We start from the raw sequence: 14,107 nt of genomic DNA, 5'->3' as shown, positions 1-14,107 counted from the left end.
TAAGTTTAGACTAAAGGGTTGTAAACGGCTGACGTACGGCCGCCGTTTACATATAAACGAGGAACGCGGGCCGCTAACATGCAGGTGACTTCGTAGTTAATGGTACCAAGCTGCTGCGCCACTTCTTCAACCGTAATGACCGCATTGCCCTGACGTCCGATGAGTACAACCTCCTCGCCAGGCTCTACGGGCGCTGCATTCGCTCCCGCAACGGCAAAATCGAGCGAAATCATACATTGATCCATGCAAATTGTACCGCGAATCGGCACTTTGACACCGCGCACAAGTCCGTTCGCTTTGCCGGTAAGCATTCTGCTGAAGCCGTCCGCATAACCGATCGGCAGTGTTCCTATACGTTCTTCGCCTTCTGTCACATAACGTGAGCCATAGCTGATTCCCCAGCCGGCCGGCGCGGTTTTGACCATAACAACCTCAGTCTTAAGGGTCATTACGGGCTCAAGCTCTATGCGCTGACGATTCACTTCGGCAGAAGGATATAAACCGTACATGCTAATTCCAAGCCGCAGCATGCCGCCTGCCCATTCAGGCGTATCGATACCGGCAGCGCTGTTGGCAGCGTGGATAATCGGAATCGATAAGTTCTGCCGCTTCACATAAGCGACAATGCTTTGAAATCTGTCGTATTGCAGCTTCGTGTAGCTTTTGTCCGCCTCATCTGCGCGGGCATAATGGGTAAACATCCCTTCGACCTCAAGCTGAGGCACGTTTAGCGCCTTCTCAATAAAGGCTTCCGCCGATTCTTGTCCCAGTACGCCCAATCGTCCCATGCCGGAATCGATCTTGATATGCACCTTAAGCCTGCGTCCGGCAGAATCGTTAGGCAGCTTTGCGGCTGCCTCGATGATATCCTCCCGGAACAAGCTGATCGTCACATTGTTGTCCCTTGCGACAGGCAAGGCATCCGCGGCCACGAAACCAAGCACAAGGATCGGGGTTTGGATGCCTGCCTTCCGCAATTGAAGTGCTTCATCTAAAAAAGCGACTCCAAAATATTCAACGCCGAAGCGCTCCGCCTCGCGCGCTATCTCTACTGCGCCATGCCCGTAAGCATTCGCCTTGACCGAGGCCATAAGCCTGCAGCCGTCTGGCATTGCGTTACGAAATGCCTGCAAATTACGTTTAAGCGCATCTAATGATATTTCAACCCTTGTCGGGCGATAAAACGAATCCAAGCCGTTCACCTTCTCCTTATCTGGCAGCCATAACAGTCCGAGCAGCAAACATCAATAGAAATAATGTTAAACGCTGCCGCTAAGACTGTCAATGAAAGGAGCCCCGGAAATGGCTAGTACGTCTTGGAAATTCGGCTGTTTTCCAGCTTTATTTCCCTATTTCGCCCTGTACCGATTGCGCAACCTTTATCATCTCGGATTCAGGAAGATTTGCGCTTATGAGACGGAATTGATTTCCTTCATGTATCCAAGTAAGCGTCAGTTGATCTTCGCCGCTTAGCATACCGATCGTAAAGCCCAAATCAACCATCATTCCATCCGTTAACGATGCCGCTTGGTCCTTCGGCTGCGTTTGGATCAGCGTATAGCTGTAATCGCCCTCGTAACGAGTCATCTGGCCGGGATTACCGCCAAACACAATGTCAATCATGTCCAGCTCCGCTACTCCGTCAGGAAGATAAGACGGCTTCATAGCTGTGAATTCAGCGCTTGTCTCTTTCCCGGCGCCTGCAGAAGCATCGTCGCCAGCGTTGTCATTGCCGCTTTCGTCAGATTGATCGTCGCCGTCTACCGCGCTGTCATTCCCTTGCTCGTCTTCGCTTGCATCCGCTTCGTCGCCAGGCGCTGCAGCATTGTCGTCGCCATCGTCGGCTGCATTACCTGCCTCATTGCCGGATGCATTGCCCGCAGCCGCATCATCGCCTTCTTGCTCCGGCTGCGCCATTGTCGGCTCTTCGGTCGATTGGCTGGAAGGCTCCGCCTTCATATTAGCCTCCGTCTCGAACACCGACTTTTCAAATTTCCGCCCGAATTCGAATGTATCAAATTTCACCTCGACCATAACCGCTGCGTTCGCATCGCTGACCTCAACCTGCACCGGCTTGTAATCGGATTTATTTAGCCAAATTTTTTGACGGGCCAATGAGCCGTTGTTGTAGTTGGCCATGACGTCAAATACATAAGCATCCTCGTCGATTACGAACTCGCGTGAGTTATCCACCAAAATGCTTTGAACTAACGTTTGGTACAGGTACACCTGTCCTTGGTTTTGCGGCCAATCGCTTTGGAAGCGGAACACTTTATTCAGCTTCGGAGTGAGAACGAATACTCCGTCGTCATTGCGAAGCACGATTTGTGTAATGTCCTTCTCTTCATTCGTTAGCTTGATGCGGTAATATTGCGGCTTCTGATAGGAAACCTCGACTTTGTATTCGAGTGGCTGCTGACTCGTGTGAAGCGTCATCGTCCCGCTTCCTTGATAGCTTTCCATGTTGTTGACATGCTTGTCGAGATCCTTAACCACGGACTCGGCGTCCTTCGTTCCGCAAGCGGCTAGTACTAATGAGAAACATAACAAAACTGCCGCGGTCCATGTAATGCGACGCATGTAATCATCCCCTCTGCACAATGTTTTTTACTGGCTGATAACATGTCTATGAGGGGACTTGACCAATTATGCGGACTAGTTTGACAAGCTTAGGCAAAGCGGCATTCGAGCAAAAAGGGAATGGTCATCCGGACCGTTTATTCCGCAGCTGGGATCCGGATCGAAACCTTACAATATATAGAAATGCCGGCATCTTCCGCTGCCGGCATTTCCAAGAGAAGCACTGTCACCACTCCACGATTATGTTTATACCCTTCGGCACTCCAGAATATCGGAGCAGTACCGTTCCCGATACGGGATCATAGCGGAATTCCGCCGCAGCGCCTCCGGCCTTCACACTGCGAGGTTCGCCCGCAACGCGTATTCGCGTGCTGACGACCGTATCCTGCGGAGACTCCGATACAAAAGACAGTCTCGTCTTCTCCGTCAGTTCGTCACGGATTCGCGACGAACTGACAAGGATGCCGGGAACGCGATGCTCCTGAACGGAATGGTTCAAATCATAAAGCAGGCTATCCTCACCCGGTTTCAGCAAGGCAGACTGCCGGACGGGAAGGTCGGCCTCGAACAAATCAAGGAATAGACCTTGCAGGAATACCGGCTTTGCCGTTTCCGACTCGTCAAGCACATGGGTGATCAAATAAGGACCGCGCTTAATTTGAAGCAGGCTGCTCTCCTTGTAATCGCCTGCTTCGCCGCGAATTTCAAGCGCCCGCCGCACCGTGTCCCTTATTTGCTCTGCGCCGGCGCTCGAACGAGACAGTACTGCCGGGTTCACCCGGTGGATAAGAACAGCACCGCTGCCTACTGTATGCTCGCCATCCTCCGGATTCCTGCTCAGCCCTAACGATTCGAATAGATGCTCCTCGGGCCGCTCATAAGTCCGGTGTCCTTCCTTGCGGTTCCACCATTCCCGAACGGAGTGGAACGGGTCGGAGCCGTCCCCCACATAGATCAGAACGCCGCCTTCCCTCACCCATTGTCCAACCGCTTGATGGATGCCCGGATGCTCCGGCTTCATGAATTCATAGCTGAGCAGCAGTACCCTGTAGCCCTCTATATATCCGGGAAAGGTCATAATGTTGTCGAGCTGCACCGGGCGGAGCGGAATGCCGCTCTTCACGAGCGGCAGCGCTAAGCCGTAGAACGCAGACCAATCGAGCACCTCCTGCTGCCCGGAAGTCAGCCCCTCGGTCGTCGTGGTGCCGTCATATTTGAAAGCATCGCCTTGTCTGTCCTCTTCCGGTACAACGTCCCCTCGCTGATACATGGCAGAATTGGAAAGGCAGAGGCCGATCCCCGACGTATACGCATCTCCTTCGACCTCTTCCTCGTGATGATGCATATCCCGCAGCACATTCATGACGGTAAGCAGGACGGTCGCGTAGTCTCCCGGAATCGTTTCTTTACCTTGCCCATTCTCCTTAGGATAGCTGCCCTCGAACACACGGCGCGGCCAAGGACAGACCTCGTATCGCTTGACCTCGGGATGCAGGAGGGAGGCAACGACGGTTGAACGGTAATTTTTGCGGTAATCGCTCCAGCTGTAGCCGGGGTTATCTTCGATCGGATCATGAAGAAACCACATTTCCCTGCCTGTTCCGCGCGTGAGCTCCTGCATAATTCCGTATTCCAAATACGCCGTTTCGAAGGTCCGTTCCCGGCGCAAGCCTTTGTATACGTTAGGCGTACGCGCCGTCCCCGTCCAGATCTGGGCGATAAAGCCGTCGCAGCCCGGCATGGAAACGAGCAGCGCCTCAGGGCTTATAATACGCCACTGCGTATAATTAATGAGGCTATGGGTAGGTACGTAAAAGCGTACGGTCCTTCCATAGGTGACAAGCGAATATTCCTTCATTTGGCTGCAAAGCCGGTCGAGTGCCCGGTAATACATGGCTGCCTTCAGTTTAGACGCCCGGTATTGAGCATCCGGAGAAGAGTGGGGAGGAATCCAGTCCTCCCCGTAATAATTCAACCACTCCCGCTTGAATGCATCCGAATACCCCGAAGCTGCCCAAAACTCCGGCTCCTCCAAATGGATAGCTTCGGCGCCGCAGTCGATCGCCCGTTTGATATGAGACGCCAAATATTCGGCAAATGAAATGGTTGGCACCATGTAAGGCACGTCCTTGCCGTGGAGCAGATGATTGCCTTTTCGATCCGTCTGGGCTTCATCCCAATGATTGCGACCATCGAACCGGCCATATAAATAGTCCTGATATTCGCCCCATGAGATACCCGTCATGAGATGGATCGTGTAACCGGCCTTCTTCCAGCCTTCGATACGCTGCGGCAAATCCTTTGAAATGCCGTAAACCATAACAAAATCAGTCCGCAAATCGTACTTCGGCCCATATGGCCGCGACTCCTGAAATCCGGTCCATTCGGACCGCGCTTTCGTTGCCTTGTTCAATTCAAGAAACCTCCTTTAATTCAATAATCTGTCTATTCCGATCCCGCCATAAGTTATCACTCTCATTTAAAATATCTCGTCAGATGCTCGGCCGCTTTCACGATACCTTGTCGCTCTGCTTCAAGCGATCCCCAGTAACGGTGATCCTCAAGCTCAATGCTTACCGCTCCCTTATAGCCGAGACGATCAAGGCGAACGGCCACCTTGCCCCATTCCACTTCACCATGTCCAGGAATCGTATAACGCCAGGATCCTTCGGAGAAACCGTATTTCTCACCGAATGTCGCAGGAATAACGCCACATTCATACAGCTCGTCATGAAGAATCTCCGTATCCTTTCCGTGACAGTGGTTGATTCGGTCACCAAACTCCGTAAGTGCTCGGATATAATCGATTCCAAGACGCACGAGATGCGATGGATCATAGTTCAGACCAAAATGCTTCGACGGAATGGCTTCGAACATCGCTCTCCACATTTCCGGCGTGCATCCAAGCGTTGGATAATACGGCGCCGGTCCCGGCCAACCCTCTATGGCCATATAGATGCCCGACTGCTCCGCATGACGGACGATCTCCGGGAACGTTTCCTTAAAGATAGCGAACCCTTCCCTGCGAGGAAGTGTATGATCTTCCGGTACCAAGCACATGAACAGCACCCTTCCGCCTAATTCGGAGATACTGGTCATTTGTCGCTTCGTGGCTTCCACTGCATCCGCGCGGCGCGCTTCATCGCGGCTTAACAGCTGCGATGTATGATGCGCATCGATAGATCCGATGCCGATACCGGCATGTTCGCACGCGCCCTTCACTTCAGGGGTCAAATTAGAGACGTCCAAGATATCCAGACCGGCACTAGCCGCCCATTCAGCCGTTTTGATAATTCCTTCCGCCCCAATCTTGGGCGGGATACGCATACCTATTTGAACGTTCATGCTGTTTGCTCCTCCTCCGCCTCAAGTGCTGCATCCGGAACATAGCTGGCAGCATGGTAAATCATTTCCGAAAGCTTGACGACTTTGAGCGCGAATTCACCAGGTACGAGCACTTCATGACGCCCAAGAATGGCATCAATAAAGCTTTTATCCTGATTGGTGGTCTGTACCGGAAGCTCCGGTACGATCGCTTCTTGTCCTAAACGACGTAACGTGATTTTACCGTTGTCATAGAAGATCCCGCCGTTCTCTCCGCAGAATACAAAGGTTTCATGCCAGCACGGCGAGTAACCGACTAGGTTTAAGCCGGCAACGGCTCCTTCCGCGAAGCGAATGGAAGTGAAGGTATCGATTTCAACTGCTGCTCCATGCATATGCAGCTGGGGCTTTACCTCCACGGGGGTAAGACCTGATGTCCAAAGCAGAACGTCGATAATATGGCTGCCGGAATCCATTAAGAAGCCGCCTCCGGATAATGCTGGATCTTGACGCCATGAACCAGGTGTTCCCTGTCTCCATTCCTGGTAGAGGGAAGCAGTAATCGAAGTGAGCTTACCGATCTCCCCGCTTGCGATGGCATCGCGAATATATAAGAATTCAGGTTGAAAATGCCGCTGATAGGATACTTGCATGATCTTACCCGCTTGCTCAGCCGTCTTGATCAACAACTCCGCCTCCGCGGATGAGCATGTCATCGGTTTCTCAATCAACACATGCAGACCGCTGTTTAACACATTATTTGCTTGTTGAAAATGCAGCGTATGCGGCGAACAAATAACTACCGCATCTAAATCTGCTTGCTCCAGCATTTCTTGATAATCGGAAAATTGGTCCGCTTCACTCAAGCTGAACTTCTCTACGAATTTCTCCCTGTTCGAAACGCTTGTATCAGACACAGCCGTTATCTGCACTTCCGGCAGCTCCAGCAGCTGTCTGGCATGCAAGCCGGCAATCCCTCCCGTACCAATCAAGCCCACGCGAATTTTACTCATACTTATTGCCTCCCATAATCAAATATTGTGCAAATCCTGGGAATAAACCTATTACCACTTGAGCGCTCCACTTTTATTGGAATTTAATAATTGAATAAAAAGTCCGCCGACGACCGGCCGGTTCTGAAAGTTTAACTGCTTGCCGGAGATCGTATCATACCAATGATGGAATAGGCGCCGATACCGATGATCGCTTTGTTGGAAAGGTTGGCGTTATGCGCCAAATGGCCGGCAAAATCATCTGTGCACAGTTGATTGGCCGGATCCCCGTTTTCATCACTAACCAGCTTATGTGCCGCAATCGCTTGCCTATCAAAATAATTGTTCAATCGATAATAAAAAGGGAGAGCAAAGACGCTCCCCCTATAGCTGAATCAGTTCGGCATTCCAAACATGACTGCTTCTTTGCCTTTAAGGTTGTCGTTCACGAATTGGATCGCTTCCGGATAACCTGTCTTATTCATCTGCTCGCGAAGGTCGTTTATTACCTTAAGCGCCGCTTCATCGGATTTCGCGAAAATCGCTACTTGCCATACGTCACCTATTTTATCCATGGACGGCTTCAGCATTTCCCACTGCGGCGACTTCATCATGACATCTCCAGGATTGTATGCCGAAATGACGCTGATACCGTTCGGACGAAGTATTTTGCGGGCGCTCTCCATTGCGGCGAGACGATCCTGATCGGACCAAATGTCTCCACTGCCGACGGAGTTGATTCGATCCTGACCGGACATGGATTCAAAGCCAATGCCGATGCCTTCGTTTTTCTTCAGCTTGCCGGTCGTGTCAGCCGTAAATTTATCAAACCATTCCTTCTTTGCGGCCGGTTTGCCGTTCTCCATGTCCCAGTGTACGCCCTGCACGCCATAACGCACGAGCAGAAAACCTTCATCGGACGCGAGATATTCTAACAGACGTAGCGCTGCATCTACGTTTTTGGATTTTTTCATAATAACGGTTACGTTGTTGCCTTGAATGGAAAGATCGGCTGGACGGTCCGATTCGGCGCCTGCGCGCTCTAGCGGTCCGACCGGAACATAGTCAGAGCCTGGATGCGCTTTCACATAGTCCTTGGATGCGTCGAGAATGGCCGGATAGTGCGCAGCCAGCACGGCTATGCGGCCCTGCTTGATTTTCTCGTTTGCAATCGGGGCCGTTTGGGTGAACGTTTCAGGATCGAGCAGCCCTTCAGCGAGCAGCTTGCGATAGTATAACGTATAGTCTTCATAAGCTTTCGTGAAGAAGCTGTTTTCTAATGTGCCGTCTCCTTTGTCGACATAACCGGAGCCATAGAACATCGTATTGCCGATTCCAACGGCCCAACCGTTGTGGAAGCCGCCTAGCGGAATGACTGGCATTCCGTTCTCTTCCAGACCAGCGTCCTTGATCTTCTGCAGGAAGCTGTACAGATCGTCCTTCGTTTTGACGGATTGCGGATCGACCCCTATCTTCTCGGCGATATCCTTCCGAACATAGAAGCCGTACAACCAATCCATGGCATCCTCAGGTGTCGCAGGATGGTTTTGGTAAAGCAAGAATTGCTTGCCGCCGTAAGCGTCGAACGCTTTCTCATAAAGCGCAGGAGGCACGTTTTCTTTCGCAATAGCTTTGGCGAGGTTCGGATATTTATCCAGCTTATCGGTTAGATCGACGAGTTGATCCTCCTTAGCCGCTTTGATAATGCCGTCCAGTTCGCCGCCCCATGCCGGACCGGTATAGATGTCTGGCAGATCCTGCGTCGCGAAGATGGTATTCAGCTTCTCAACCTCGCTGCCTTTCGTATATTCCCATTCCACGGTTACGCCGGTTTTCTCTTTGATGACCTCCGCAACGGCTGTCATATCGACGTCGGCGCCGGTCGAGCCGTTCCAGTTGTGAAGGACTTTGAGTTTCACTTCTTTTTGTGATGTGCCGCTGTTCGATGTGCCATTGTTGTCGGAAGGAACATTACCGCTGCCGGATCCACCGTTGTTGTTGTTGCCGCTGCAGCCAAACAGCGTTACCGCTATCAGAACGACCGCCAGCAATAACGAAGTGCTTTTTACTCTTTTGTTCTTCATAAAAACCCTCCCGTGAACTGTAATTAAATATGATAAAGTCCCGATTAGAGACGCTTATCCTTTGACCGATCCAATCATGACGCCCTTTACAAAGTACCGCTGCAAAAACGGATAAATACATAAGATCGGGAAAACCGTGATAACAAGCAGCGCCATCCGGAGTGATTCCGGCGTGGCCCCCTCGATATTGACGTTGACCGTCTGACCGCCCTGCTGCGCCGCCCGCTGCATGGAGGAGGAAAGGGCTTCTGCCTCCGTCAGCATTTCCTGAAGCAGCGTCTGAACAGGAATAAGATCTTTGTTAGACACGTAGTAAGCACCGGAGAACCAATCATTCCAGTGAGAAACCCCAATGAACAGTGCGATAGTCGCAAGAACGGGACCCGACAGCGGCAAAATAATCCGGATGAAAATTTGGAAATCCCCATATCCGTCTATACGGGCCGATTCCTCCAGTTCCTCCGGAATGCCCTGCAGGAACGTACGGAGAATGACGATATGCATGAAGTTGAACAGCATTGGAATGACGTACACCCAGAAGCTGTTAATCAGATGCAGCTTTTGCAAAGTGATGAAGTACGGAATGAAGCCAGCGCTGAAGATCGTCGGCAAAAAAATGTAAAACGTAAAAAATGTGCGTCCCGGCAGCGACTTCTTCGAAAGGGCATAGGCCATAAGTGTGCATAACGCCACATGCAGGAACGTGCCTAGCAGCGTGCGAAACAGCGTAATTTTGTAAGATTGCCAGATGCGGGCGTTGTCGAACACCTCAGCGTAATTGTCCAGCGTAAATTTACGCGGAAAGAAGTACAAAGCACCCATCATGGAATCTTTACCGTCGTTTAGCGAGTAAACAAGGATGTAAATGAACGGATAGATCATCGATAGACCGAACAGCGTCAAAAAGATATAATTCAAACAGTTAAAAACGGAAAATTGGCGCTTCGCCATAACAAATCTCTCCTTAGAACAGGGATACGTCGCTGACTTTGCGTGCAATCCGGTTGACTGTCAATATGAGAATGAGCGCAATGACGCTCTGGAACAAACCGACAGCCGCGGCATAGCTCAACCGGCCTTCACCGATACCCGCGTTGATAACATGTACATCCAGTACGCTGCCGATAGCGGCCGTAGCCGGTCCGTTTAGAAGCAGCAGCTGCTCGAAACCGGCGCTCATCAAGCTGCCGACCGAGAGAATAAACAGAATGACGGCGATATTGCGGATACCCGGAAGCGTGACATGCCACATTTGGCGAAAGCGGCTGGCGCCGTCGATCTTTGCCGCTTCGTACTGTTGTTGATCGATGCCGGCGATTGCCGCCATATAAATGATAGAGTTCCATCCAATGTTTTTCCAAATATCCGAACCAACTATAATTTGATAGAACCAAGTCGTGTTGTTCAGAAACTGGATAGGCTCCATTCCGAAGGAGGAAATCAGATCGTTGAGCGGACCTCCATAAGGCGTCAGAAGCCTCTGCATCAACGTTACGACGACGATCCAAGAGACGAAATAAGGTAAATACGAAAGCGTTTGCACCGTTTTCTTGAATTTAACGTTACGAACCTCATTTAAAATAATAGACAATATAATGGGCATGGAAAATCCGATTAGAAGCTTCATTAGGCTGATAATGATCGTGTTGCGGATGATTTCGAATGACTGATAGTAAGAGAAGAACTGCTTGAAGTATTTAAGTCCGGCCCAGGGGCTTCCCGTAAAGCCACCTGAGTACATGAAGTCACGGAATGCTACCTGGATGCCGAAGAGCGGGACGTAAGAGAAGAGAAAAAACCAAATAATGCCCGGCAGCATAAACAGGTAGAACAATTTATGCCGCCAGATTCGCTTCCATTGCAGGGATATTGTCACATCCCCCACCTCCTTCTTGTAAATGAAGAGCTGGATCACTCGGTCTATCGCAAACATGAGTTTTCCAGCAGGTTATATTGTTTTCACAAGGATGGCTTTGTCAATCGGATCGTTTTGATTTCGAAAGGCGTGAAGGATAGCGTGAACGCCCCGTCCTCCGAATCGAGCCTTTCGATCGGCGCTTCCATTAAGTCGGCGAGCCACGCTTCCGACATCCTGAATTTCGGATCAAACGTTGTCTTGAGGTGAGTGCCCGCTGTCTCGTAAAGCCGGACGATCAAGTCTTCGCCATCCTCCGCTTGCTTTACCGTTTCAACCATAACGTTCGGATGGCCGATCCGAATAAAGGACTGCTCTTCCGACAGCATCCCAGTCATGCTGCTTCGAGGCAAGTCGACCGACCGCAAAGGTACATTCAGCTCATAGCCCCGTTTGTAAACCTCCGCCTGAATATGATCCCCCTTATGCGGATAGAGCGAATAAGTAAAGCTGTGCTCCGCCCGGTCGGCTTCAGGATCGGGATAGGCTGTGCTGCGCAGCAGATTGAGATCGAGGACATTCTGCCAGGCGCGATGCCCGTATTTGCAGTCATTCAGCAAGGCCACACCGTAATCCGGCTCAGAGAGATCCATCCAATGATGAGCGCATATTTCGTCTTTGGCATAATCCCACATCGTATTGCGATGCGTAGGACGCTTGATGTAGCCGAACTGGATTTCACAGCTGGCGCTGTCCGACCGAATATCGACCGGGAACGACGTACGAAGCATTTTCCCGGATTCCTTCCAATCTACGTTCGTAACGAAATCAATCCGGCGGCTGCCTTGGGTGAGCACGACCTTTTGCGTCAAGGAAGAATGGCCGAACCGATAATGTAAAATCAAACCGCTCTTCGGTCCTTCTTGAAATGCGGCGCTTTCAGCGGTTTGCAGCGGCGCTGCACCGGATTGCCTGTAATCTTGACGGAAATCCCATGCATCGCCATCGTCATGGTACAGGCAGAGCTCATTGGCTTTCTGTCCGTTAGGAATCACTTCCCGACCATACTCTTTATCCCACACAGATACAATGGTATAGTCTTCTGCGAAAGTCACTGCAAGCAGATCATTCTCTATGATTCGGTCGACGGTTGAAGCCCTCATATCCGGGAATCTTGAATCCGGCAACATCGCGCTTTCCTTCTCATCCACGTCTGCTCCCGCAGCAGCCGTCTCTGCCTTCGACCTAGCGAGCATATCCGTATTCGCCAAGGCATATCCCATAGCAGGCACACGAATCCGGAACCAACAGCCATCTTTGTGCAGCCACTCTTCCCGCTCCCAGGACAAGGAGTTGAAAAAGGCTGCAGTCCCCGCTTCAGCCGGGAGCCCTTCGGCAGCCGCTTCATACGCTTCCGCAATCATCTGCTCCACTCGTTCCGACAGCGCGGCATAGCGCTCCAAAGATTCGTCATATACCCGCTTGATCGAGGAGCCTGGCAGGATATCGTGAAACTGGTATAGAAGCACTTCCTTCCAAATAAGCTCCAACTCCTCAGAAGGATATGGCTTACCCGTTCTCTCGCCGGCCAAAACCGCAGCGTACTCCAGCTCGCGAAGCGCCTTCTCCAGCTTCCGGTTGTATCGTTTGTTCCGGGCTTGGCTTGTTAACGTTCCTTGATGCTTCTCCAAATAAAGCTCACCGGACCAGGTTTGATAGCGATCCGCACCTTCGGCCAGCTTCTCGAAAAAACGCAAGGACGGTTCTTGCACGACAGGGCTTAGACCAAGCAGATTTTTCTGCCGCATAAGCCTCTCTAGATGCTCTTCGCCGGGACCGCCTCCGCCGTCGCCGATCCCGAACAGCATGAGACACTCTTCCGACACGTTTTTATCCAAATATTCGTTCTCTGCCTTCACGATCGAACGGGGTGCCGCAGGGCTGTTATAGGTATCCTCCGGCGGCATGTGCGTCAGTACTCTCGAGCCGTCGATCCCTTCCCATACAAACGTATGATGGGGATGACGGTTGTATTTGCTCCAAGACAGCTTCTGCGTCATCATGTAATCAACGCCGGATTTGCTCAAAATTTGGGGTAAGCTGGCCGTGTAGCCGAACACATCCGGCATCCATAACGTCTTCATCTCTTGACCGAATTCCTCTTGAAAATAACGTTTCCCGTAAAGGATTTGGCGTATAAGGGATTCGCCCCCAGGCACGTTCGTGTCCGACTCGACCCACATCGCCCCTTGCAGCTCCCAGCGCCCTTCCAAAACGCGCTCCTTGATCCGTGCATACAGCTTCGGATAATGGGTTTTCATCCAATCATACAGTTGAGGCTGACTCGCCCCGAAAACATAGTCGGGATAACGTTCCATCATCATCAGCGCTGTCGAGAATGTTCTCGCGCCTTTGCGGATCGTTTCCCGGATTGGCCACAGCCACGCCAAATCCAAATGCGCATGACCAACGGCGCTGATGGTCAGTACCGGATCGCCGCCCCGCTTCGCCAGCTGTTCGCCCAAGATCGACAATGCCTTAGCCACGCGGTCTTCCGTCAACTCGGTAAGCAGAAGCGATACGTCGTACAGAGCCTGGATCATTCGTTCCCTTCGAGCGGATCCTTTCGGCAGACGGTCCGCCGTTTCCAGCAGCACTTCCGTGTCGTAATACAACTGACGGACGTCCTCGCGGCAGACAGCGACGACCGCCTCCTTCAAAGTTCCGCTGCGGAATCGCCCGAACAGGTCGTTGCAGCCCGCATCGCCCCACAAATCAACTGTTTCGTTCCCGATCGAGCAATCGCTGACGCTCACGACCCGCTTCCCAGGAAGACCTAGCGAGTAATCATATTCGGAATTGATATTCGTCAATCCCTGGACGGGCGATCCTTCTTCATCAACAAGGCATAATTCGCCATTCACGTCTATGAGCAAGACGACTTTCAAGCCTTTGGCGTCTCCGTTCACTTGGCCGGTAAAATGGAACCAAGCGCAATCCCACAGCTTTCCCCATCGGTCGCCAGAAGAAAGCTCTATTCTTTGCCCCGACATTCTAGCTTCATAGGGGACCGGCTCAGGCGTTACCCAGGCCGTTACGTTCAATTCCGAGAGCGGCTTATAGATATGTTCCTTCAAGCGTTCCAACATCGACTTCAACTGTTCCATACTTACCGTTTCGTAGGGCATATGCATGTCTCCATTTCCATCCTGTTATATACTTCGAGTCGATAGCTTGATCCTAATATAATATATAAGTTGAATATATTCAAT

At 51.4% G+C, this 14,107-nt stretch carries 10 protein-coding genes and 1 pseudogene; all 11 read right to left on the bottom strand.

Annotation, left to right across the window (positions count from 1 at the left end; translation table 11 throughout):
* Positions 1-5: 5 nt before the first annotated feature.
* Positions 6-1,193, bottom strand: coding sequence for an alanine racemase (gene alr / locus L1N85_RS11170; RefSeq protein WP_235237803.1), 1,188 nt, complete (start codon positions 1,191-1,193; stop codon positions 6-8).
* A gap of 148 nt (positions 1,194-1,341) precedes the next feature.
* The gene (locus L1N85_RS11165) at positions 1,342-2,580 is read right to left on the bottom strand and encodes a LolA family protein (protein WP_235237798.1); all 1,239 of its coding nucleotides are present in this window, start codon (positions 2,578-2,580) and stop codon (positions 1,342-1,344) included.
* A gap of 226 nt (positions 2,581-2,806) precedes the next feature.
* Positions 2,807-4,993 (bottom strand): hypothetical protein, encoded by a 2,187-nt coding sequence (locus tag L1N85_RS11160; RefSeq protein ID WP_235237795.1) that lies wholly within the window; start codon positions 4,991-4,993, stop codon positions 2,807-2,809.
* 62 nt (positions 4,994-5,055) lie between these two features.
* Positions 5,056-5,925 (bottom strand): sugar phosphate isomerase/epimerase family protein, encoded by an 870-nt coding sequence (locus tag L1N85_RS11155; protein WP_235237793.1) that lies wholly within the window; start codon positions 5,923-5,925, stop codon positions 5,056-5,058.
* Positions 5,922-6,917: a Gfo/Idh/MocA family protein gene (locus tag L1N85_RS11150; protein WP_235237792.1), complete on the bottom strand. Its 996-nt coding sequence runs from the start codon at positions 6,915-6,917 to the stop codon at positions 5,922-5,924. The genes L1N85_RS11155 and L1N85_RS11150 overlap by 4 nt, the downstream gene beginning before the upstream one ends.
* A 51-nt stretch (positions 6,918-6,968) precedes the next feature.
* Positions 6,969-7,067 carry a hypothetical protein gene (locus L1N85_RS27885; RefSeq protein ID WP_407946361.1) on the bottom strand — a complete coding sequence of 33 codons (99 nt, stop codon included), beginning with the start codon at positions 7,065-7,067 and terminating at the stop codon, positions 6,969-6,971.
* 17 nt (positions 7,068-7,084) lie between these two features.
* Positions 7,085-7,192 (bottom strand): annotated as a pseudogene (locus L1N85_RS27880) (glutaminase domain-containing protein); the annotation flags it as partial.
* A 99-nt stretch (positions 7,193-7,291) separates the two neighbouring features.
* Positions 7,292-8,980: an extracellular solute-binding protein gene (locus L1N85_RS11145; RefSeq protein WP_235237785.1), complete on the bottom strand. Its 1,689-nt coding sequence runs from the start codon at positions 8,978-8,980 to the stop codon at positions 7,292-7,294.
* A 54-nt stretch (positions 8,981-9,034) separates the two neighbouring features.
* Positions 9,035-9,931 (bottom strand): carbohydrate ABC transporter permease, encoded by an 897-nt coding sequence (locus L1N85_RS11140; RefSeq protein ID WP_235237781.1) that lies wholly within the window; start codon positions 9,929-9,931, stop codon positions 9,035-9,037.
* A 13-nt stretch (positions 9,932-9,944) separates the two neighbouring features.
* Entirely contained in the window at positions 9,945-10,856 is a 912-nt protein-coding gene (locus L1N85_RS11135) for an ABC transporter permease (RefSeq protein WP_235237778.1), read from the bottom strand.
* A gap of 83 nt (positions 10,857-10,939) precedes the next feature.
* Positions 10,940-14,023, bottom strand: a complete 3,084-nt coding sequence (locus tag L1N85_RS11130; RefSeq protein ID WP_235237771.1) for an alpha-mannosidase — start codon at positions 14,021-14,023, stop codon at positions 10,940-10,942.
* Positions 14,024-14,107 lie beyond the last annotated feature (84 nt).

It is taken from the genome of Paenibacillus alkaliterrae (assembly GCF_021532375.1).
Taxonomy (GTDB): Bacteria; Bacillota; Bacilli; order Paenibacillales; family Paenibacillaceae; genus Pristimantibacillus; species Pristimantibacillus alkaliterrae.
The sequence above is the reverse complement of the archived record's forward strand: the minus strand, read 5'-3'. Positions and strand labels throughout refer to the sequence as shown.

Excerpts from the sequence above, each read along its gene's own strand:
- L1N85_RS11165 (WP_235237798.1), bottom strand. The coding sequence starts at position 2,580 with ATGCGTCGCATTACATGGACCGCGGCAGTTTTGTTATGTTTCTCATTA.
- L1N85_RS11155 (WP_235237793.1), bottom strand. The coding sequence starts at position 5,925 with ATGAACGTTCAAATAGGTATGCGTATCCCGCCCAAGATTGGGGCGGAA.
- L1N85_RS11150 (WP_235237792.1), bottom strand. The coding sequence starts at position 6,917 with ATGAGTAAAATTCGCGTGGGCTTGATTGGTACGGGAGGGATTGCCGGC.
- L1N85_RS11145 (WP_235237785.1), bottom strand. The coding sequence starts at position 8,980 with ATGAAGAACAAAAGAGTAAAAAGCACTTCGTTATTGCTGGCGGTCGTT.
- L1N85_RS11140 (WP_235237781.1), bottom strand. The coding sequence starts at position 9,931 with ATGGCGAAGCGCCAATTTTCCGTTTTTAACTGTTTGAATTATATCTTT.
- L1N85_RS11130 (WP_235237771.1), bottom strand. The coding sequence starts at position 14,023 with ATGCCCTACGAAACGGTAAGTATGGAACAGTTGAAGTCGATGTTGGAA.